This window comes from Fictibacillus phosphorivorans, from assembly GCF_023715845.1.
GTDB classification, from domain to species: domain Bacteria; phylum Bacillota; class Bacilli; order Bacillales; family Fictibacillaceae; genus Fictibacillus; species Fictibacillus phosphorivorans_D.
Genome location: NZ_JAMBOR010000026.1, coordinates 12807 through 33034, shown reverse-complemented (window position 1 = coordinate 33034; position 20228 = coordinate 12807). Strand labels below are relative to the sequence as shown.

Annotated in this window: 16 protein-coding genes; 10 read left to right on the top strand and 6 right to left on the bottom strand. The window is 41.2% G+C overall.

Annotation, left to right across the window (positions count from 1 at the left end; translation table 11 throughout):
• Window positions 1-109: 109 nt before the first annotated feature.
• The 5 genes from M3206_RS16600 to M3206_RS16580 all read left to right on the top strand — a co-directional run bounded on the left by M3206_RS16600 (window position 110) and on the right by M3206_RS16580 (window position 6586).
• Window positions 110-1114 (top strand): cation diffusion facilitator family transporter, encoded by a 1005-nt coding sequence (locus M3206_RS16600; protein WP_251313645.1) that lies wholly within the window; start codon window positions 110-112, stop codon window positions 1112-1114.
• Between the two features lie 333 nt (window positions 1115-1447).
• Complete coding sequence (locus M3206_RS16595; protein ID WP_251313626.1) at window positions 1448-3205, top strand: ABC transporter ATP-binding protein; 1758 nt, start codon at window positions 1448-1450, stop codon at window positions 3203-3205.
• Window positions 3171-4970 carry an ABC transporter ATP-binding protein gene (locus M3206_RS16590; RefSeq protein WP_251313625.1) on the top strand — a complete coding sequence of 600 codons (1800 nt, stop codon included), beginning with the start codon at window positions 3171-3173 and terminating at the stop codon, window positions 4968-4970. Before M3206_RS16595 ends, M3206_RS16590 begins: the two co-directional genes overlap by 35 nt.
• Window positions 4971-5100: 130 nt before the next feature.
• Window positions 5101-6369 (top strand): ATP-binding protein, encoded by a 1269-nt coding sequence (locus tag M3206_RS16585; RefSeq protein ID WP_251313624.1) that lies wholly within the window; start codon window positions 5101-5103, stop codon window positions 6367-6369.
• A 43-nt stretch (window positions 6370-6412) separates the two neighbouring features.
• Window positions 6413-6586, top strand: a complete 174-nt coding sequence (locus M3206_RS16580) for a hypothetical protein (protein WP_251313623.1) — start codon at window positions 6413-6415, stop codon at window positions 6584-6586.
• Between the two features lie 47 nt (window positions 6587-6633).
• On the opposite strand, the gene M3206_RS16575 is transcribed toward M3206_RS16580, so the two are convergent.
• Window positions 6634-7140 carry a GNAT family N-acetyltransferase gene (locus M3206_RS16575; protein WP_251313622.1) on the bottom strand — a complete coding sequence of 169 codons (507 nt, stop codon included), beginning with the start codon at window positions 7138-7140 and terminating at the stop codon, window positions 6634-6636.
• 278 nt (window positions 7141-7418) lie between these two features.
• Here M3206_RS16575 and fni point away from each other — a divergent pair, with 278 nt between their 5' ends.
• Window positions 7419-8477 (top strand): type 2 isopentenyl-diphosphate Delta-isomerase, encoded by a 1059-nt coding sequence (gene fni, locus M3206_RS16570; RefSeq protein ID WP_251313621.1) that lies wholly within the window; start codon window positions 7419-7421, stop codon window positions 8475-8477.
• A gap of 182 nt (window positions 8478-8659) precedes the next feature.
• Here the strand turns inward: fni and putP are convergent, their stop codons facing one another.
• Complete coding sequence (gene putP, locus M3206_RS16565) at window positions 8660-10135, bottom strand: sodium/proline symporter PutP (RefSeq protein ID WP_251313620.1); 1476 nt, start codon at window positions 10133-10135, stop codon at window positions 8660-8662.
• Window positions 10136-10233: 98 nt separating this feature from the next.
• Window positions 10234-10404 carry a hypothetical protein gene (locus M3206_RS16560; protein WP_251313619.1) on the bottom strand — a complete coding sequence of 57 codons (171 nt, stop codon included), beginning with the start codon at window positions 10402-10404 and terminating at the stop codon, window positions 10234-10236.
• A gap of 144 nt (window positions 10405-10548) precedes the next feature.
• Between M3206_RS16560 and M3206_RS16555 the strand changes: the two genes are divergently transcribed.
• Window positions 10549-12462: an ABC-F family ATP-binding cassette domain-containing protein gene (locus M3206_RS16555; protein WP_251313618.1), complete on the top strand. Its 1914-nt coding sequence runs from the start codon at window positions 10549-10551 to the stop codon at window positions 12460-12462.
• Between the two features lie 154 nt (window positions 12463-12616).
• Here M3206_RS16555 and M3206_RS16550 read toward each other — a convergent pair whose 3' ends face one another.
• From M3206_RS16550 to M3206_RS16540, 3 genes are all read right to left on the bottom strand, one after another.
• Window positions 12617-14173 carry an ABC-F family ATP-binding cassette domain-containing protein gene (locus tag M3206_RS16550; RefSeq protein WP_251313617.1) on the bottom strand — a complete coding sequence of 519 codons (1557 nt, stop codon included), beginning with the start codon at window positions 14171-14173 and terminating at the stop codon, window positions 12617-12619.
• A gap of 139 nt (window positions 14174-14312) precedes the next feature.
• The gene (locus M3206_RS16545) at window positions 14313-14474 is read right to left on the bottom strand and encodes a hypothetical protein (RefSeq protein WP_251313616.1); all 162 of its coding nucleotides are present in this window, start codon (window positions 14472-14474) and stop codon (window positions 14313-14315) included.
• A gap of 65 nt (window positions 14475-14539) precedes the next feature.
• A complete protein-coding gene (locus tag M3206_RS16540) occupies window positions 14540-14992 on the bottom strand; it encodes a DUF2269 family protein (protein WP_251313615.1) in 453 nt (150 codons plus the stop codon).
• A gap of 493 nt (window positions 14993-15485) precedes the next feature.
• On the opposite strand from M3206_RS16540, the gene M3206_RS16535 reads away from it, so the two are divergent.
• The 3 genes from M3206_RS16535 (at window position 15486) to qoxB (ending at window position 20217) form a co-directional block, all read left to right on the top strand.
• Window positions 15486-16838 carry an L-cystine transporter gene (locus tag M3206_RS16535; RefSeq protein ID WP_285877008.1) on the top strand — a complete coding sequence of 451 codons (1353 nt, stop codon included), beginning with the start codon at window positions 15486-15488 and terminating at the stop codon, window positions 16836-16838.
• 442 nt (window positions 16839-17280) lie between these two features.
• Window positions 17281-18258, top strand: a complete 978-nt coding sequence (qoxA, locus tag M3206_RS16530) for a cytochrome aa3 quinol oxidase subunit II (RefSeq protein ID WP_251313613.1) — start codon at window positions 17281-17283, stop codon at window positions 18256-18258.
• A gap of 18 nt (window positions 18259-18276) precedes the next feature.
• Window positions 18277-20217 (top strand): cytochrome aa3 quinol oxidase subunit I, encoded by a 1941-nt coding sequence (gene qoxB / locus M3206_RS16525; protein WP_251313612.1) that lies wholly within the window; start codon window positions 18277-18279, stop codon window positions 20215-20217.
• Window positions 20218-20228: the final 11 nt, after the last annotated feature.

Genomic DNA, 20228 nt, shown 5'->3' with positions numbered 1-20228 from the left:
CGAGAGACAGGCTGCATTTTGCGGCCTGTTTTTTAATTGGTATGGTTTAAGTTTAATTTCTTGTATTTTCAGGAATTCTTATAAAAAGACATTAAACAGGAGTGGAGGCATACCTTTGATTGAACTACTTAAAAAAGGAAACAAATCGTCCGGCATTGCTGCATTAGGAAACACGGTACTCGCTATAGCAAAAGGGATTGCAGCCGCAGTTAGTGGAAGTGGTGCGATGTTTGCGACCACTCTTCATTCAGCAGCTGATGCCTTGAACCAGGCCTTTGTCTTTTTCGGAAGTGCTCTTTCGGAAAAAGAACCGACTGATAAATACCCAGCGGGATTTGGCCGTGTCGTGAACTTATTTGTCTTAGTGGCAGTCATCGTTGTTTCGATCATGGCCTACGAAACGATATTAAAAGGATGGAAGCTCATTCAAGACCCGCATCCATCCACAAATTTATTGCTGAACATCGGTATCATGATTCTTGCTATCTTAGTTGACGGTTTTATTTTGATTAAGGCGATGAAAGAGATTGTACATGAGACAAGAAGCGAAGCTACGGGATTAGGAATCGTTAAAGAGTCATTTAAAAATGTTAGCTTGGCTGCACCGCCAACTCGTCTTGTGTTTTATGAGGATCTGATTGCGACTTCTGGTGCCGCGTTAGCACTGATCTCAATTCTTCTTGCTGATCTAACGGGTGCTTATATTCTGGATGGAATCGGAACGTTGCTGATCGGTATCCTGCTTGTGGTTGTTGCGTTTAAACTTGGTATTGAGAACACAAGAGGACTGATTGGAGTGGCTGCACCAAAAGTGGTAGAGGACAGAATTGCAGAAACGATTTTGTCTGATAAGGATGTCGTGGATATTAAAGAACTTAGAATTCTTCAAGAAGGAAGAAGATATCATGTGGAGAGCTATATTGAGCTAAAAGAAGGGTTCACCTTAGCAGATGCCGATGACATTAAGTTCCGTGTACGAGATAAACTTTTAGAAGATACTGATATCGGGGACGTTACGATGGGTATCTTGGAAACGGACCACGTGAAAACATGGCCAAAAGAAACAGAAATAGAAGTAAACGGAGAAAAAGATCAGACCGAACAAACCCGCTAAATTTACAATAGCGGGTTTTCTTTTTATTTTTTGAAAGCTTGGTGTTTTATATTATTTTTTCATCTTATGCTATTTGAAGGGAGCCTAAGGTGCAAGACTCCTGCAGGAAGAGTGGGGCAAGTGAGACCACTCAATGTCGCGAAGCGGCGAGGGGGGTCACCGCACACAAGCGAGCAGCCTTGAACGGAAATCAATTCTTTCAATAAGCATCAGTGTATCCATAAAAAAAATAGGATAAGAAGTCGAAATAGTTAAATATTTTTGAGAAAAAGGATAAAATAATAGTAGATTGTTAAGTTCGTTAAACATCTAGGGAGTTCGGGGGATCAATTTATGTGGAAAGTATTTTCTTATTTAAAAACGTACCGGTTGGCTATAGCGGCTGCTCTTTTCCTGACGCTTTCAGAGTTAGCAGTCGAACTCATACAGCCTTTGATCATGGCTAGGATCATTGATGAGGGCATCTTAAAAGGTGACCTGGATGTTGTGAAGTATTGGGGTGCAGTGATGTTAGGGCTGGCTCTTGTTGCTTTTGCTGCAGGGATCGCCAATTCCTTCTTCTCCGCTCATGTCAGTCAGAGATACGGGTTCGATATCAGGCGACGGGTGTTTGAAAAAGTCCAAGCTTTTTCTTTCGTGAACTTTAATAAGTTTCCGGCATCTTCGCTGATTACAAGAATGACCCATGATGTCACTCAGCTTCAGAATACGGTCTTTATGAGTTTGAGGATTATGCTAAGAGCACCGTTGCTTTTGGCAGGCGGGGTCATTATGTCGCTCATCGTCAATTGGAAGCTTGCTATGGTTTTGGTAGTCGCACTTCCTTTTCTTCTTTTTTTCTTAAGCTGGGTGCTTCGAACGGCAGGGGCTATGTTTCGTGATGTGCAGGACAGACTCGATGGTGTAAACCGGGTAATGAGAGAAAACTTGATGGGAATGAGACTGATCAAAGCCTTTTTGCGAAGAGACTTTGAATCAACACGTTTTGAAAAAGCAAGTGATGATCTAAAAGTGAAGACGGTATCCTCACTTCGTTTAATCGAAGTTTCTATTCCTGTTTTGCTTTTGGTCATGAACATGGGAATTTTAGCTATCCTTTGGTTCGGAAGCAGGCAAGTGAACTTAGGGGCTATTGAAGTGGGGGAAGTGGTTGCGATTGTGAATTATTCCTTCCGCATCTCATCCGTTTTAACCATTATATCCTTTATTATTATGGCGTTTTCACGTGCGAAAGCATCTGCTCAGCGTATTGGAGAAGTGCTGGACACCGAGATCGATCTCATTGAATCAGTGGATACCGATCAATCATTACGTATTGAAAAAGGAGACGTAATATTTAAAAATGTTTCTTTTAAATATCCAGAGAGCGATTCGTCCGTACTGCAAAATCTCTCTTTTTCCGTGAAGGCAGGCGAAACATTAGCGATTCTCGGCTCGACAGGTTCAGGAAAAACCTCGTTGTTTCAACTCATTCCTCGTTTATATGACGTAACGGATGGAGAAGTACTCGTCGATAACCGCAATGTAAAGGAATATCCGATCGACTCCCTTCGAAAAGGAATAGGTGTTGTTCCGCAGGAAGCGGTGCTTTTTACAGGCTCGGTATCTGAAAATATTGGCTGGGGAAAAGAAGGTGCGTCTCAAGAAGAGGTGGTTCAAGCCGCCAAAGATGCCCAAATACATGAAACGGTTGAAAAATTACCTGATCAGTATGAAACACGTGTAGGACAGAGGGGCGTGAACCTTTCAGGAGGGCAAAAACAGCGCTTGTCCATCGCACGTGCATTAGTGAGAAAACCGAAAATATTAATGCTCGATGATAGTACGAGTGCGCTTGATTTGAAAACGGAAGCTAAGCTATTGGCAGCGTTAAGAAAGTATTCCTGTACAACGTTTATCATTACACAAAAAATCAGTACGGCGATGGAAGCCGACCACATCTTACTGTTAGATGATGGCCGTATAGAAGCATGGGGAACGCATGCTGAACTACTTGAAAAGTCACCGCTGTATGTCAAGATCGTTCAATCACAGTTTGGGGAGGAGGGTTTCCAGCATGTCAAAGGGTTCAAACAGACCTCATCCACATAATCATTTGTTCGGAGAAAAGGTAAAACCAAAAAATTGGGCAAGTACGGTAAAGAGAATCGGAAGCTACTTTTCGAACCAAAAATGGCTATTAAGCTTAGTACTGCTTATGGTGATCATAAGCTCTGCATTAAGTTTGCTTGGTCCATTTCTGATCGGGATCGCGATCGATACCTATATTGTTGAAAATCATACAGATGGACTGACGAAATTGTTGATCGGTCTGATCTTTGTCTTTGTCGGACACTCTTTATCGATCTGGCTGCAAAACTATTGGATGATCGGCATTGCTCAACAGACGGTGTATCGAATGAGGAATGATCTGTTCAAACAGTTCCATAGACTTTCGATTTCTTTTTTTGATAAGAGGCAGCATGGAGAACTGATGAGCCGTGTAACCAATGATATTGAAAACGTCAGCTCCACACTGAACAGTTCATTTATCCAGGTGTTTTCAAGTATTCTGACGCTCATTGGCACAATTGCTGTCATGATCTATTTAAGTCCGGTCTTGACGATCATTTCCCTTTCCATCGTTCCTCTTATGGTCCTTGGACTGAAATGGATCACGAAAAGAACGGGTGTGAGATTTAAGGAGCAGCAAAGAAACCTTGGTGAAATCAACGGATATATAGAAGAGATCACTTCGGGTCAGCGTATTGTTAAATCATTTTCTCAGGAAAAGAGAGTCATTGAAGAATTCATGGTGAAAAATGAAAGATTGAAAGAGTCTGGCTATTGGGCTCAAACCTTCTCTGGATTTATTCCGAAGCTCATGAACGTGCTCAACAACGGAAGTTTCGCTTTAATCGCCGGAATAGGTGGGGTTTTGGCTTTGAATGGCAAAGTTTCAATCGGGGTAATCGTGATCTTTGTGGAGTACTCCAGACAGTTTACGAGACCATTGAATGACCTCGCCAATCAGTTTAATACACTTCTTTCTGCTGTTGCCGGTGCGGAGAGAGTCTTTGATGTTCTAGATGAGTCGCAAGAAGAAAGAGATGAAGATGATGCGATCGAACTCTCGGCCGTAAAAGGGAATGTAGAATTCAAGGATGTTTCTTTTTCCTATGAAGGTGACGATCAAACCGTATCCGACCTAAGTTTTTCAGTAACAGAAGGTGAAACGGTCGCTCTCGTTGGACCGACAGGAGCAGGGAAAACAACCGTCGTAAATCTACTTTCGCGTTTTTATGATGCCGATACAGGACAGATTTTAATCGACGGTCATGATATTAAGAATGTAAAACGAAGCAGCCTAAGGAGCCATATGGCTTTTGTGCTGCAGGATTCTTTCTTGTTTGAAGGTTCTATATTCGACAACATCCGTTATGGAAAACTGGATGCTACTGATGAAGAAGTTATTGAAGCTGCAAAACTGGCAAATGCCCACTCGTTTATTCAAAAGCTTTCAAAAGGCTATAAGACGATTTTAAATCAAGAAGGAAGCGGAATCAGCCAAGGGCAGAAACAACTACTATCCATCGCGCGTGCTATCCTTGCTAATCCTTCATTATTGATTCTAGATGAGGCTACGAGCAGTATTGACACGATAACAGAGGTAAAAATTCAAGAAGCTTTACAGAGATTGATGAAAGGCAGAACGAGTTTTGTTATCGCTCACAGATTAAACACGATTCAGCAAGCTGACCAGATTCTCGTTCTTCATAATGGCGGAATCTTGGAAAAAGGAACCCATGAGGAATTATTAAATCATAAAGGATTTTACCATTCTTTATATAACAGTCAGTTGAAACAGGAAGCTTAGTGGAGACCAAATTAAAACTTTGGTCTTATGAAAACGACGTTTTTGTCACTATTTTGGGCGATTCTTGAAGGAATCTCCCTTTTTTTGTCGTAATTATAGTAAACAAGCCATTATGAGCAGGGAGTAAAAAATGATCATTGAAAAGCTGCTTTTGCATGTATTGATTGTTATTGCACCGGTACTTAGCTATAGCTTTTTGTTTGAGAGTAAAAAGATAGGAAAATCACCATACTTTTTGGGCGTTCTATATGGTGTATCTGCTTCACTCTGCATGTATTTTGCCTACATGGATTCAGGTCTATATTGGGATTTACGCTATGTTCCCTTAGTGCTTTCTATTTTTTATGGCGGTCCGATCTCAGGGATAATTACATTAACGGCCCTTTTAGCAACTAGAACAGCAATGGATGGAGAAACACTCTACTTAGCATACATAAGTGCATTTGTAGCCTGTATTGTCCCTTTCATGCTTTACAAGTATTTCTGGAGATTTGCTCCCCGAAAAAGAATTTACATATCAATCTTAGCCGGGTTATGGCCTGCTATCGTCCAATTATTAATACTTGTAACCTATCTATACATGAATGGTAAAACAATAAAGGTGGATCAAGAAATCTATTTATACATAGCTGTTTTTGGGATTATTCAAATATTGGCCGTCGTGTTTGGTTCCATCCTAAATGAAGCTGTCATCGAGAGAAACTTAATGAAGGATGAGATTCGTCGCTCTGAGAAACAACATACACTTGGAGAACTAGCGGCATCTATCGCGCATGAAGTTCGGAATCCATTGACGGTAGTGAAAGGATTTCTTCAGCTGATGGAAGGTGAAGATGAAAGGCATAAGCATTACTATCCTTTGATTTTGAGTGAATTAAGCAGAGCAGAAAGCATCATAAGTGATTATTTGAATTTTGCCAAACCAGAGTTTAAAAAGATTGAAACCTTTTCAATCGCTGAATTAGTAACAGAACTAAGTATTTTATTAAATCCGTATGCTTTAAAAGACGGGATTACTCTTTCGCACTCGATTGCAACGGATGTAAAGATTACGACAGACCGAAACCAGTTAAAACAGGCGTTGATCAATATCTTAAAGAACGCCGTTGAGGCTACTCCGAAAGAAGGACGTGTATCCATTAAGCTTGTTCCTGACGGGGAACAAGTCAAGGTTATCGTAAGGGATACAGGAAAAGGTATGTCAAAAGAACAGCTATCCCGAATCGGATCTCTGTTCTTTTCAACGAAGCAGCAAGGAACGGGATTAGGTACGATGGTATCTATTCGTATTATTGAATCCATGGGTGGAAAAGTGGAGTACACGAGCAAGATTGGAAAAGGTACAAAAGTCAGTGTCTCGCTTCCTTTAATCAGCTCGTTTGAAGAAGAGACGGTTTAAAACATGCAAAAAAGGGGAAAATGCTGTAAAGAGGTGAAGCAGCATGGATAACTTTATGGCGGATATTTTTCGTTTTTTAGGCGGCTTCTTGAACGTCAGCTTATTGTTAATCGTCATTATTGTGATACTAATCGTACGGCAGACTAGAAAGAAAAAACCGCGAAATCAAGAAGAAGACTATCTTGAACATGATCATTCAAAAGATAAGAATAAGTAATAAAAGCCTGCATATGAATTGCAGGCTTTTTTGGTGCGTTTAAAGGTTCATTTAAGGAAAAGGACCATTAACTCTTCATCATAATAGGTCTCATTCACTCTAAGTGCTTTCTCTTCTTTTCCATATGTCGTAAAGCCTAGTGAGCTGTAGAGTGCCTTGGCTTTTTCATTGCTAGAGACCACGGTTAAATTAAGTTTCAAAAGGTCAGGTATCTGTTTTGCATGGTTAATCGCAGCTTTAACTAGGGCGTTCCCGGCTCCAGAGTGGCGGTGTTCGGGTTTCACATACATAGCGAATATGTGTGCGCGATGCTTCATCTTTGTGATCTTGTCTTGGACTAAGGTTACGGAACCGATCAGGGAATTTTCCTGAAATGCTCCAAACGTAAAATCACCGTCCACTTTAAGTCTGTTGGCCGTCTGTTCAATTGGATTTTCGCGTTCAAGTGCTTCTTCATAACTTGTTGCAAAGGCTTCAGGATGATTCTTTAATGCTTCAAGGCGCATCTCCCAGTAAGCCTCAGCATCCTCTGGTGTGAGCAGTCTGATCTCCATACAAACAACACCCCTAATATTTATTTTAATTGGTAGTTTAACACAAATGATAATGAGGTGGTATCTGAATATTGATTTCTGAAGAACAAAAATGAAATGAGTTATGTAAGTAGTCGAGAATGGAGCATTTCTATCGGGTGTTTGCTCGTTTTTGGTGCGGGAAATAAATTGTTGGGGGACAGTCCCCCCTAGCGTGAGCGTTTCAGAAGATGTAAAGTGTAAGGGTATGGATTTTGCGGGAAGATAGGAATAACACTGCAAGAAGGGAGGATAAAAGCATGGATCAACCTAAGGATCTCACAGAGAAACGGAAAACAGAGCATATCAGGATCAGCCTTCATGAAGATGTTGAGGGAAAGAATATTACTACAGGGTTAGAGAACTTTCGTTTTATACCCAATGCATTGCCTGAACTATCTTTTGAGGATGTGGAACTATCTGCTTCTTTTTTAAGAAAACCGATGAAGACTCCCTTTTTGATCAGTTCGATGACAGGCGGTACGGAAACGGCGTTTAAGATTAATCAGAACTTGGCCGAAGCGGCACAGGAGAGAGGCTGGGCAATTGGGCTAGGATCCATGAGAGCGGCTGTGGAGAAAAAAGAACTTGCTCACACTTTTCAAATTAGAAAGTTTGCTCCTGACATCCCCGTTATTGCAAACATCGGTGCTGTACAGCTGAATTATGAGTATGGGCTGGAGGAGTGTAAGCGAGCGGTCGAAATCGCTGAAGCGGACGCGATCGTGCTTCACTTAAATACACTGCAAGAGGTGTTTCAGCCAGAGGGTGATACGGACTTTTCTCATTTGTTAAGCAAGATTGAAAAACTAATTGTAAACATGCCTGTTCCTGTTGGTGTGAAAGAAGTAGGGATGGGAATTGATAAACATTCGGCGGAGCGGCTGATTTCAGCTGGTGTTCATTTTATTGATGTGGCTGGAGCAGGTGGTACCTCTTGGGTTCAGGTAGAGAGTTATCGTTCCGAGGATGATGAACGGAAAAAAGCAGCTGAAGCTTTTCTAGACTGGGGTCTTCCGACATCGGAAAGTATAGAAGGTGTCAGGGGAGTTTCAAAAGTGATTCCTGTAATTGCGAGCGGAGGATTAAAGAATGGGGTAGATGCAGCGAAAACATTGGCTCTAGGTGCCGATCTTGCTGGATTTGGCCGAAGTCTGCTTCAGTCAGCGGTAAAGAAAGATGCAGAAGCTTTGATTTTACAGATGGAACGGATTGAGTTTGAACTAAGAGCGGCCATGTTTGGAATTGGTGTGTCTGATATAAATGAATTAAAAACTACGAAACGACTGGTAAAAAATAATAAGGGTTTCTCACTTTAAATCAAGGAATCCCACGTTAAAAGCGGTTATTCCTGGCTTAATTTTAATAATCTCACGAAAAACAGTGATTATCCCACGTTAAAATTTAAATAACCACGAGTCGACATCTTGCGACAAATGATAACATCATACAAATATTAAAAAAGCGCTCCTGCAAGATCAGGAACGCTTTTTTCTATCGATTATTTTACTTCATCTAATGTGTCTTCCATATCATCAAATTGGTTCTGTACTTTTTGTGAAGGATCTTTTGTAAAGATACTTACTAAGATGATAGCAAGGGCACTTAGGAAGAACCCTGGAATCATTTCATATACTTGTTCTTTTAAATCCGGGAATTGTACCCAAGTTAGAACCGTAACAGCACCAACGATGATACCTGCTAAAGCTCCCCACATGGTCATACGTTTCCAGAATAAAGATAGGAGAACAAGTGGTCCGAATGCAGAACCGAAACCTGCCCATGCATAACCAACAAGGCTAAGGATGGTATCACTTGGATTGAGTGAAAGCAATGTTGCGATTACAGCAACCGTTAATACTGAGATTCTACCTATCAAAACTAATTGTTTTTGAGTGGCGTCTTTTTTGAAAAACTGCTTAAAGAAGTCTTCTGTTACAGATGAAGATGTAACGAGAAGCTGTGATGAGATCGTACTCATAATCGCAGCTAAGATCGCCGCTAATAAGAACCCTGTAATAAGCGGGTGGAACAACAGATTAGCAAATTCGATGAAAACTGTTTCCGGATCAGCTAATTTTCTGCCTGCTTTTGCAAACCAAGCTACCCCGATAAATCCTGTTAAACCAGCACCGATTAGTGAGATTATCATCCAGGTCATACCGATTCTGCGTGCTTTTTTAATATCTTTTACCGATGTAATGGCCATAAAACGAACAATGATATGCGGTTGACCAAAGTAACCTAATCCCCATGCTAATAATGAAATTAACCCTAGTGTCGTAAGTCCTTTTGTTAGGTTTAGAAGTGATGGATCAACACCGCGTACTGTGTCGATTACAGTTTGCGTGTCACCTATGTCAGTAAATGCGACGATTGGAACAATAATTAGAGCGATAAACATAATACACCCTTGAACAAAGTCCGTCCAGCTGACAGCAAGGAACCCACCGAAAAGTGTATAAGCAACAACAACTGCTCCAGTTAAAAGCATTCCAGTTGTATAGTCCATGCCAAACGCACTTTCAAAAAGCTTACCACCTGAAACGAGGCCTGCAGAGCTATAAAGAGTAAAGAAAATAATAATTACGAGACCTGAAACAATACGTAAGATCTTTTTCTTGTCATTGAAACGATTTTCAAGATAGTCAGGAATAGTGATTGAATCATCGGCAACCTCGGTATACGTACGAAGTCTAGGAGCAACAAGGATATAGTTCAAGTAAGCTCCAACCGCTAATCCGACGGTAATCCATAGACTGCTAATACCATCTGTAAACATGGCACCAGGAATCCCCATCATCATCCATCCACTCATGTCAGAAGCACCGGCGGATAATGCTGTTACAGCTGGTCCAAGCCCTCTTCCTCCGAGCATGTAATCAGATAGATCATTTGTTTTCTTATATGCCCAGTACCCAATATAAAGCATACCGGCCATGTAAATGACTAAAGAAATAATAACTCCTGTCTGCATGTAAAAAAATCTCTCCTTTTCTTTTTTCATGAAATGGGTCATGTTAGTTTGCTCAACGGATAACAAGTTTATGAAAAAATTGATAGGTTGTATAAAAACTAGAGCTTTTTGTGCAAAAAGAGCTTGTGAGGAGTGACAAAAAAACTTGAAGTCAAAAGCGCGGTGAAAAAACGCATACAAAACATTGCCGGAAAATAGGTACCGGCATCAACAACAAGATAAAAGCCTAAGCCGAAAAAATAGAAAATAGCGGCATCCGTTTTGAGCAAAAAACGTGCCCACTCCTTTTCAGAACATGTTTCTCACTATAACAAAGATTAAGAAAAAACCCAAACTATAACCCAAAGATGCTAATCTGACGCGGTTAAGCTACAATAGTAAATAAGAATTTTACCTTAAGGAATGATTGTGTTTTGAGTATTTTACTAGTCGAAAATTTATATAAAACCTATGGAGAGAAAACGCTCTTTGATAAAATCTCTTTTTCAATCAGCGAAAAACAAAGAATCGGTCTGATCGGTCCGAACGGTACGGGAAAGTCTTCTCTGCTAAAAGCTCTTGCAGGTTTGGACCCCGCCGAAAAGGGGAGCATCACTCACGCTAACCAGTTCAAGATTGAATACGTCGCCCAAGAACCTGAGCTCGACGAAGAACTTTCCATCTTGGAACAGATCTACTATGGCGATTCCACCATTATGCGAACGATGCGTGAGTATGAGCAAGCTCTGCTCGATCTTGAAGCTGATCCTGCCAATGAGAAAAAGCTGCAACGGTTAATGAATAGCCAGCAAAAAATGGACGCGGAAGAAGCTTGGGAAGCGAACACAGTTGCAAAAACGGTTTTAACAAAACTGGGTCTGCGGGATTTTTCAAGACAAGTGAAGTTCTTGAGCGGCGGGCAGAAAAAACGTGTTGCTATCGCAAAAGCATTGATTCAGCCAGCTGATCTTCTAATTCTGGATGAGCCGACGAACCATCTTGATAATGAGACGGTAGAATGGCTTGAAACTTTCTTAGCTGGGTATAAAGGTTCACTGTTAATGGTTACCCATGACCGTTATTTCTTAAACCGCGTAACGAATCACATTTTTGAACTGGATAACGGAAAACTCTATGTATACGAAGGCAATTATGAAACGTATCTAGAGAAAAAAGCAGAGCGTGAAGAGCTAGCTTTGCAGAATGAAGATAAACGCCAAAATACATTGAGACGCGAATTAGCTTGGCTGCGTCGCGGCGCCAAAGCTCGTACGACTAAACAAAAAGCTCGTATCCAGAGGGTAGAGAGTCTGCAGGAAGAAACGGGTCCAGCTTCAAAAGGTAAGGTTGAATTTGCGATCGGATCCCAGCGCCTTGGCAAAAAAGTTATTGAAGTACAAGCATTAACGAAGAGCTTTGATGATAAGAAGCTTGTTGATGGATTGGATTACTTGATCGTTCCCGGGGAGCGTCTAGGAATCATCGGTCCGAACGGAAGTGGGAAAACGACTTTGCTTAATATGCTGGCAGGCAGAATGACACCTGATTCAGGCTCAGTTGAAGTCGGGGAAACTGTTAAAATCGGCTATTATACACAAGATCATGATGAATTCGATGGAAATCTTCGCATGATCGATTATATAAAAGAAACCGCACAAGTTATCACTACAGTGGACGGTCAAACCATTACAGCCGAACAGATGCTGGAACGATTCCTTTTTCCGCGATATATGCAATACACATACATCCGCAAACTTTCGGGCGGGGAGAAACGAAGACTATATATGCTGAAGGTGCTCATGGAAGAACCGAACGTCCTGTTTTTGGATGAGCCGACGAATGACTTGGATATTCAGACGCTTAGTATTTTAGAAGAGTATCTGGAAAACTTCCCAGGTGTGGTTTTAACCGTATCGCATGATCGTTATTTCTTAGATCGTGTAGTAGATCATCTGCTTGCATTCGAAGGTGAGGGTAAGGTCGTCAGGTTCCAGGGCAGCTACTCCGATTATATGGAAGAGAAAAAAGAGCGTGATGAGCTTGCAGCTTCTGTTAAAGCAAGTGCAGTCGTGTCTGAGAGAGCTGAAAGTAATGCCAATCCGCCGCGAAAAGAAAAGCGGAAAAAGCTATCTTATAAAGAGCAGCAGGAATGGGACACGATTGAAGACCGCATCATGGCGCTTGAAGAGAAAAAAGAGCAGATTGAAGCTGAAATCGTAGCCGCTGGCAGTGATTTTGGGCGGATCAGCGAGCTGTATGCAGAACAGAAAAAAGTAGAGACAGAGCTTGAAACGACGATGGAACGCTGGGAAGAACTATCGCTGCTTGTGGAAGAGCTTGAAAAGTAAAATGTAACATATCTTGCCATTGGGCAGGAGGTGTTTTTTTGTGGAGGAGGAGCGGGCGTCCAAAATTCGAGAGACCTAGAAAGAAGACCTAATAATCTCAAATTAGACCTAATTAAAAAAGTCCCCCATCATTTGATGAGGGCACGATACCGATTTAAAACACTTTTGTTGTCCAGCTTTCGCAATTCCAGACTTCATTTGCTACTTCTTTATAAAATTCAGGTTCATGGGAGATCAAAAGCACGCTGCCTTTAAAGGCTTTAAGCGCACGCATCAGCTCGTCTTTTGCCTCAACATCCAAATGGTTTGTAGGCTCATCGAGTACTAATACGTTATTCTCATGATTCACCAATTTACATAAGCGAACTTTAGCTTTTTCGCCTCCGCTCAGAACTTCCACTTTACTCTCGATATGTTTGGTAGTTAATCCGCACTTCGCTAGAGCGGCACGAACTTCATGATGAGAGAAGCCAGGGAACTCATTCCAGATCTCTTCGATACATGTGTTGTAGTTCGCAGATTTTACTTCTTGTTCGAAATAACCAATCTCCAGATTCTCACCGCGTTCTACGGAGCCGGAAACAGGCTTGATCTCTCCTAAAATACTGCGGAGTAATGTGGTTTTACCAATACCGTTCGCCCCGACTAATGCTATTTTTTGACCGCGTTCCATACGCAGGTTTAATGGTTTTGATAATGGTTCATCATAACCGATCACGAGATCCTTCGTTTCAAAGATCAGCTTGCTTGGCGTTCGGGCCTCTTTGAAGTTGAACTCTGGCTTCGGCTTTTCTTTTGCCAGTTCAATGACTTCCATCTTATCAAGTTTCTTCTGACGGGACATCGCCATGTTACGCGTTGAAACACGCGCTTTGTTGCGGGCTACGAAATCTTTTAAGCCGGCGATTTCTTGCTGCTGGCGCTTAAATGCAGCTTCGAGCTGAGATTTTTTCATCTCATATACCGATTTAAAGTGATCGTAGTCACCGACATAACGGTTCAACTCTTGATTTTCCATGTGATAAATCAAGTTGATTACGCTATTTAAGAAGGGAATGTCATGTGAAATTAAGATAAACGCGTTCTCGTACTCTTGTAGATAACGCTTCAGCCATTCGATATGCTGCTCATCCAGATAGTTTGTCGGCTCATCCAGCAACAAAATTTCTGGTTTTTCTAATAAAAGTTTCGCAAGCAATACTTTCGTACGCTGTCCGCCGCTCAGATCGTGAACATCGCGATCAAGACCGATATCATCAAGTCCAAGACCACGTGCGATTTCTTCTACTTTTGCATCAATTACATAAAAATCGTTATTCGTTAACGTATCTTGAATGACACCTACATCCTCAAGCATTTTCTCCAGTTCTTCAGGTGTAGCTTCACCCATTTTTTCATACATAGCGTTCATTTCTGTTTCCATGTCGAGCAGGTATTGAAACGCACTCTTCAACACGTCGCGGATTGTCATGCCTTTTTGAAGAACAGTGTGCTGATCGAGGTAACCAACGCGGACTTTTTTCGCCCATTCCACTTTTCCTTCATCTGGCTTCAACTTGCCGGTAATAATATTCATAAAGGTAGATTTACCTTCACCGTTTGCACCGATCAGACCGATGTGCTCTCCTTTTAGAAGACGGAAAGAAACATCATTAAAAATGGCACGGTCACCAAAACCGTGACTCAATCCTTGTACTGTTAAAATACTCATCTATATAACACCTTTTCTGTCAGTAATGTGTACCTTCTTGATTATAGTATTGAATGGGGAAGGAACTCAATAGGTGTATGTTGAATCGGGGCAATGAAAAAGCACCCAAGGAGAAATATTCCATGAGTGCCATCTTGTTTTACTCTTGTTCATCAGCGCGGTTTTTAAAAGCTTCTTTTGTGACTAAGTTTGTAGAATCCGTCTCGTCACTTTTTTGGACAAGTCTGTTCTGTAGAGTATTATCAGGAAAGCGACCTGGATGGCCCTTTTTCTTATGTTCAAATTCTTTTCCGCGTGCCATGTGTTTTTCAACTCCTCGTCTCTTTTCACCGTATTGTATCCGGAGAGAAGAGAAATTATGAGTATCTAGAAAGGTTTTACTACCATCAATATGATCATTACAACGGCTAGACTGTACAAAAGATACCTATAAGAATCAAGCTGTTTATCAATAGCCCGATAAGCTTCAGGGAGTTTTTCTCCCTCATGTGCTGCAAGAATGTCACCCATTTGTTTTTGTTTCTTAGGAATGATGCCAATAACCAGAATTTGAGCAAGAACATAAATGACAAGAGAAGAGATATACCAAACCTCACTAAAAAGTGCAGAATTTAAATACCCCAAAAAAAGTCCAGTTGCCAAAAGGGTTAAACTTCCGATCTTCGGGAAGATTTCAATTTTTGCATTAACCTCAAGGGCATAACGAGCTTGTTCTGCAGTTTTTGTGAATTTCGTAACGACCGGCATCGCAAAGCTTGCACCGAGACCTACAATGGCTGCAAGAATATGAATCAAGACAATCGTTCCGTATAGTGTCATCTCATGACTCCCCCCGTCTTTAACATGACTTCTTCCCCATTCAATTTATTAAGGGTTACAGGAAAATAGTCCTCTTTTTGATGGTGACTTTTATCCTAAGGAAAGAAGAAGAGGAGTTGAAAGTAATATAGATGATTTGCATTAGATCGGTCATATTTAGACATACAAGATAAGCCTACATACGTATACCTCCAGTCCATAGCACCTGCTACTAGGAATTTGCTACAAAAACGAGCATAAATTATTCCAGTGCAGAATATATCTGAAACACAACTGAATAATCATCTAACGACTACGACACAAACACACGAAGACTCGCTCTTTCTTTATTAGAAGTGGTGAGTTTTTTATTTTGTAAGGGAGGCGGAGATCAAATTATATACCTTTTGTAATTCCTACTTGACAGATAGGTTTTATTGTATTAATTTATTTTAGTTAACTAAAGGGGGGCTTGTAGGTGACTACTTACTTAGTTTTATCGAATATTGCAATTATGCTTATACTTTTAGGTGTTTTGTTTTACATGCAAAAAAAGCACGTCTCGTTTTCAAAACGTGTATTCACAGGACTTGGATTAGGGATTGTTTTCGGTTTAGTGCTTCAGTATGGCTATGGTGCAGATTCTGAAGTTGCTGCAAAATCAACGGATTGGTTCAATCTAGTAGGCGGCGGTTATGTAACGTTCTTAAAAATGATCGTCATGCCGCTTGTGTTCATTTCGATCCTTTCAGCATTTACACGTTTAAATCTTAAAGGAAACATCGGGAAATTAAGCGGATTGATCATCGGGATTCTTATAGGAACAACGGCAATTGCTGCTGTTGTCGGAATCGGGACATCTGTTGCGTTTGATCTTGAAGCAGTACAGATCGAACAAGGAGACGCAGAAGCTGCTCGCGGTGAACAGATGGAAGGTACTTTTGAAGAAGTAAAAGACCTGACTTTGCCACAGCAAATTCTATCCTTGCTGCCAGCCAATCCGTTTTTAGATTTTACAGGAGCTAGACCAACATCAACCATCGCTGTTGTTGTCTTTGCGGCATTCTTAGGAGTTGCTTACCTTGGAGTGAAACGAAAACAGGAAGAACACGCTGAACTCTTTGCAAAGATAGTAGATGCCTTTTACGCAGTGATTATGCGTGTTGTTACGCTGATTCTTCGCTTAACACCATACGGAGTGTTGGCATTAATGACGAAGACCGTAGCACTTAGCGACATGGGTGCGATCGCGAAGCTTGGTAAGTTTGTTATTGCTTCTTATGTTGCATTGCTGATCATGTTTGGTATTCACTTATTGCTATTAACGTTTGCTGGGTTAAATCCAATCACATATATGAAAAAGTCATTCCCAGTACTGTCGTTTGCTTTCACATCACGTACGAGTGCTGGTGCGCTTCCATTAAATATCCGTACTCAAAAGAGTATGGGTGTGCCTGATGGAATCGCCAACTTCTCAGGTTCATTCGGACTATCGATCGGTCAGAATGGATGCGCGGGTATCTACCCAGCAATGCTAGCCGTTATGATCGCTCCGACTGTCGGAATCGATCCGCTATCACCTTCATTCTTATTAACGCTTGTAGCCGTTGTAGCACTTAGCTCGTTTGGAGTAGCAGGAGTTGGGGGAGGAGCTACATTTGCAGCGATCCTTGTATTGTCTGCGATGGACCTTCCGATTGCACTTGCCGGTCTATTAATCTCAGTGGAACCACTAATCGATATGGGTCGAACAGCAGTTAATGTGAGTGGAGCAATGACATCTGGATTGTTAACAAGTAAAGTGCAGAAACAACTTGATACAGATGTTTACAATGATAGCGAAAATCAAGTTGAGGTAAGTGCCTAATAAGTTAATTAGAAAACTAATAAACGATCTTACCTAAGGGTAGGATTGTTTTTTTTATAGGACGAAGAATAATGTTATGCTCTTTATAAATATTCCTATTTAAGAGGTTGAAGCTTTTCCATTTAGGGTAAAAATAGAAAATAAAGCTTTCTAAACCAGTTTTTATCTTGCCAACAGAAGAAGGCTATTCCAAATTCGTGAACATTGTATGTCAAAACTGTGATAAACTTGTGAGCTTTATTTGAAGTTCTCGTGACATTTGGTAAGGGACAAGCTATATTTAAAACGATTCTGATACTATGAAGGCAAAGGATTATTAGATTTTTGTTTTGCCTTTGATATCCATTGTGATTTTTTTCACAATGTACTATAATCACATTTGGTTCGATTGAGTAAAAGGTGAAAAGAAATGCTTTTAAATAGAGAAAGGAAGGTGGACCTGGTGATGCAACGGTTAAAGCCGTTTTTTACAATCGGGTTAGTGATGGCCGTGTTCATGCTGAGCGGCTGCAGCGAGATGGTAGTTTTAGATCCAAAAGGACCTGTTGGTGAGGAACAAAAGGATCTTATTATGTATTCGATCTGGTTTATGTTATTTATCTTACTAGTCGTATATGCGCTTACAGCTTTTATTGTTTATAAATACCGTGACCGCAAAAATCACACGGGCTATGATCCTGATAATGAAGGAAGTCATTTGCTTGAAACGATTTGGTGGATCATTCCTATTATTATTGTTGTTGCTCTATCCATACCGACGGTTAAAACAATCTATTCTCTTGAGGGACCTCCTGCAGAGACAAAAGATCAAAAACCATTGGTGATTCATGCAACGTCTGTGGATTGGAAATGGGTTTTTACTTACCCTGAGCAAGACATTGAAACAGTAAACTATCTTCATATCCCTGAAGATCGACCAGTTCTTTTTAAATTGACTTCAGCTGATTCTATGGCATCATTTTGGATTCCTCAATTAGGCGGGCAAAAATATGCGATGGCTGGCATGGAGACAGAGCTTTACTTACAGGCTAATGAGTCTGGTACGTATAAGGGACGTAACGCCAACTTTACTGGAGAAGGTTTTACAGACCATACGTTTGATGTAATGGCTATGTCTGATGAAGAGTTTGAAAAGTGGGCGAGTGAAACAAAAGCTGATGCTCCAAAACTTTCGAAGGAGCAGTACGATAAGCTGATGCTACCTGGTCACGTGAAAGAAATGACGTTCTCTTCTACTCATTTAAAATTCGTTAATCATGCTGATCAAGCAGATTATGCGCTTGATGCTCGTGAGCGATTAGGTTATAAATCTCTTGTTCCTCACTCTAAAGAAGCGAAAGAACGACGTGAAGAAGAGAAGAAAAAGAAGCAAGAAGAACGAGAAGAATCAGAGTCTCATGGGGATTCACATGCCCATTAACAGAGGAGGCAACTTAAAATGAAATGGGATGAATTTTTCGTAACAGGCGACCCGCTGATTTATGGGGCTGATGTTTCCATTGTCCTAACAATGGTGGGAATCCTGTTTTACTTAACAAAATATAAAAAGTGGAAATGGCTATGGACAGAATGGCTTACAACAGTTGACCATAAAAAACTCGGTATCATGTATATCGTTTCTGCTGTTCTTATGCTTTTCCGTGGTGGTGTGGATGCGCTCTTAATGCGTACTCAACTCGCTATTCCTGAAGCGAAGTTCCTAGATTCACAGCATTATAACGAGATTTTCACAACGCACGGTACGATCATGATCATCTTCATGGCTATGCCGTTCTTGATCGGTTTAATTAACGTCGTTGTTCCGCTTCAAATCGGAGCTCGTGACGTTGCTTACCCTTATTTAAACGCAGTAAGTTTCTGGACGTTCTTTATCGGAGCGATGCTGTTTAATATCTCTTTCGTTATCGGTGGTTCGCCATCAGCAGGTTGGACGAGTTACATGCCGCTTGCGAGTAACGAATTAAGTCCGGGACCTGGGCAGAACTACTACTTGTGGGGACTGCAGATTGCGGGTATCGGTACCCTGTTAACAGGGATCAACTTCCTTGTTACGATTTTAAAAATGCGTGCACCGGGAATGACATTGTTCCGTATGCCGATGTTTACATGGTCATCACTTGTAACAATGGTTATCATTATTTTCGCTTTCCCGATTTTAACGGTAGCACTTGCACTTATGTCATTTGACCGCTTGTTCGGAAGTCACTTCTTCACCCTTCAAGGTGAAGGGATGGATATGCTTTGGGCTAACCTTTTCTGGTTATGGGGTCACCCAGAGGTATATATCGTAATTCTGCCGGCATTCGGTATGTTCTCAGAAATTATTTCTACATTCTCTAAAAAAACATTGTTTGGTTATAAAGCGATGATCTGGTCCATGCTTCTTATCGCAGGATACAGTTTCATGGTTTGGGTCCATCACTTCTTTACGATGGGTTCAGGTGCAGCCGTTAACTCTGTATTCTCCATTACAACGATGGCGATCGGTATACCGACAGGGGTTAAGATCTTCAACTGGCTGTTCACGATGTACAGAGGTAAGATCCAATTTACGACACCGATGTTATGGTCACTTGGCTTTATAGTGAACTTCGTAATCGGTGGGGTTACAGGTGTCATGCTTGCCATGGCAGCTGCTGACTATCAGTACCACAACACATACTTCTTAGTATCTCACTTCCACTATGTGTTGATCGCTGGTACAGTATTTGCATGTTTTGCTGGATTAATCTACTGGTACCCTAAGATGTTTGGCTACAAGCTGAACGAACGTATTGGTAAATGGGTATTCTGGTTGTTTACAATCGGATTCAACGTATGTTTCATGCCTCAATACTTCCTAGGTCTTGATGGTATGCCTAGACGTGTGTACACATACAGCGAGGAGTCTGGCTGGGGTCCATTGAACATGCTTTCTACAGTCGGTGGATTCATGATGGGTATCGCGTTCTTAGTACTCGTTTATAACATGTACTACAGCTTCCGTTTTGCGAAGCGTGAAACAACTGGTGACGCTTGGGATGGCCGTACACTTGAATGGTCAACTCCTTCAGCAATGCCGCCATTCTATAACTTTGCTAAAATTCCAGAGGTTACTGGCCTTGACCATTTCTGGAGACAGAAGCAAGCTGGCAAGGTAGAGAAGCTAACAGCTAAAGATATTAAAAAGATTCACATGCCTAGCAATTCTGGTGTACCGTTTATCATGGGATCGTTCTTCTTTATTCTTGGCTTCGGATTTGTATTCGGTTGGATGTGGATGGCGATTCTAGGTGGTATCGGTGTTATCGGCACATTGATCTATCGTTCGTTTGAATACGATGATGGATATTATGTAAGTGAAGAAGAAGTCATTGAAACAGAAAAGATTTCTAAATAAGGAGGCGTGAA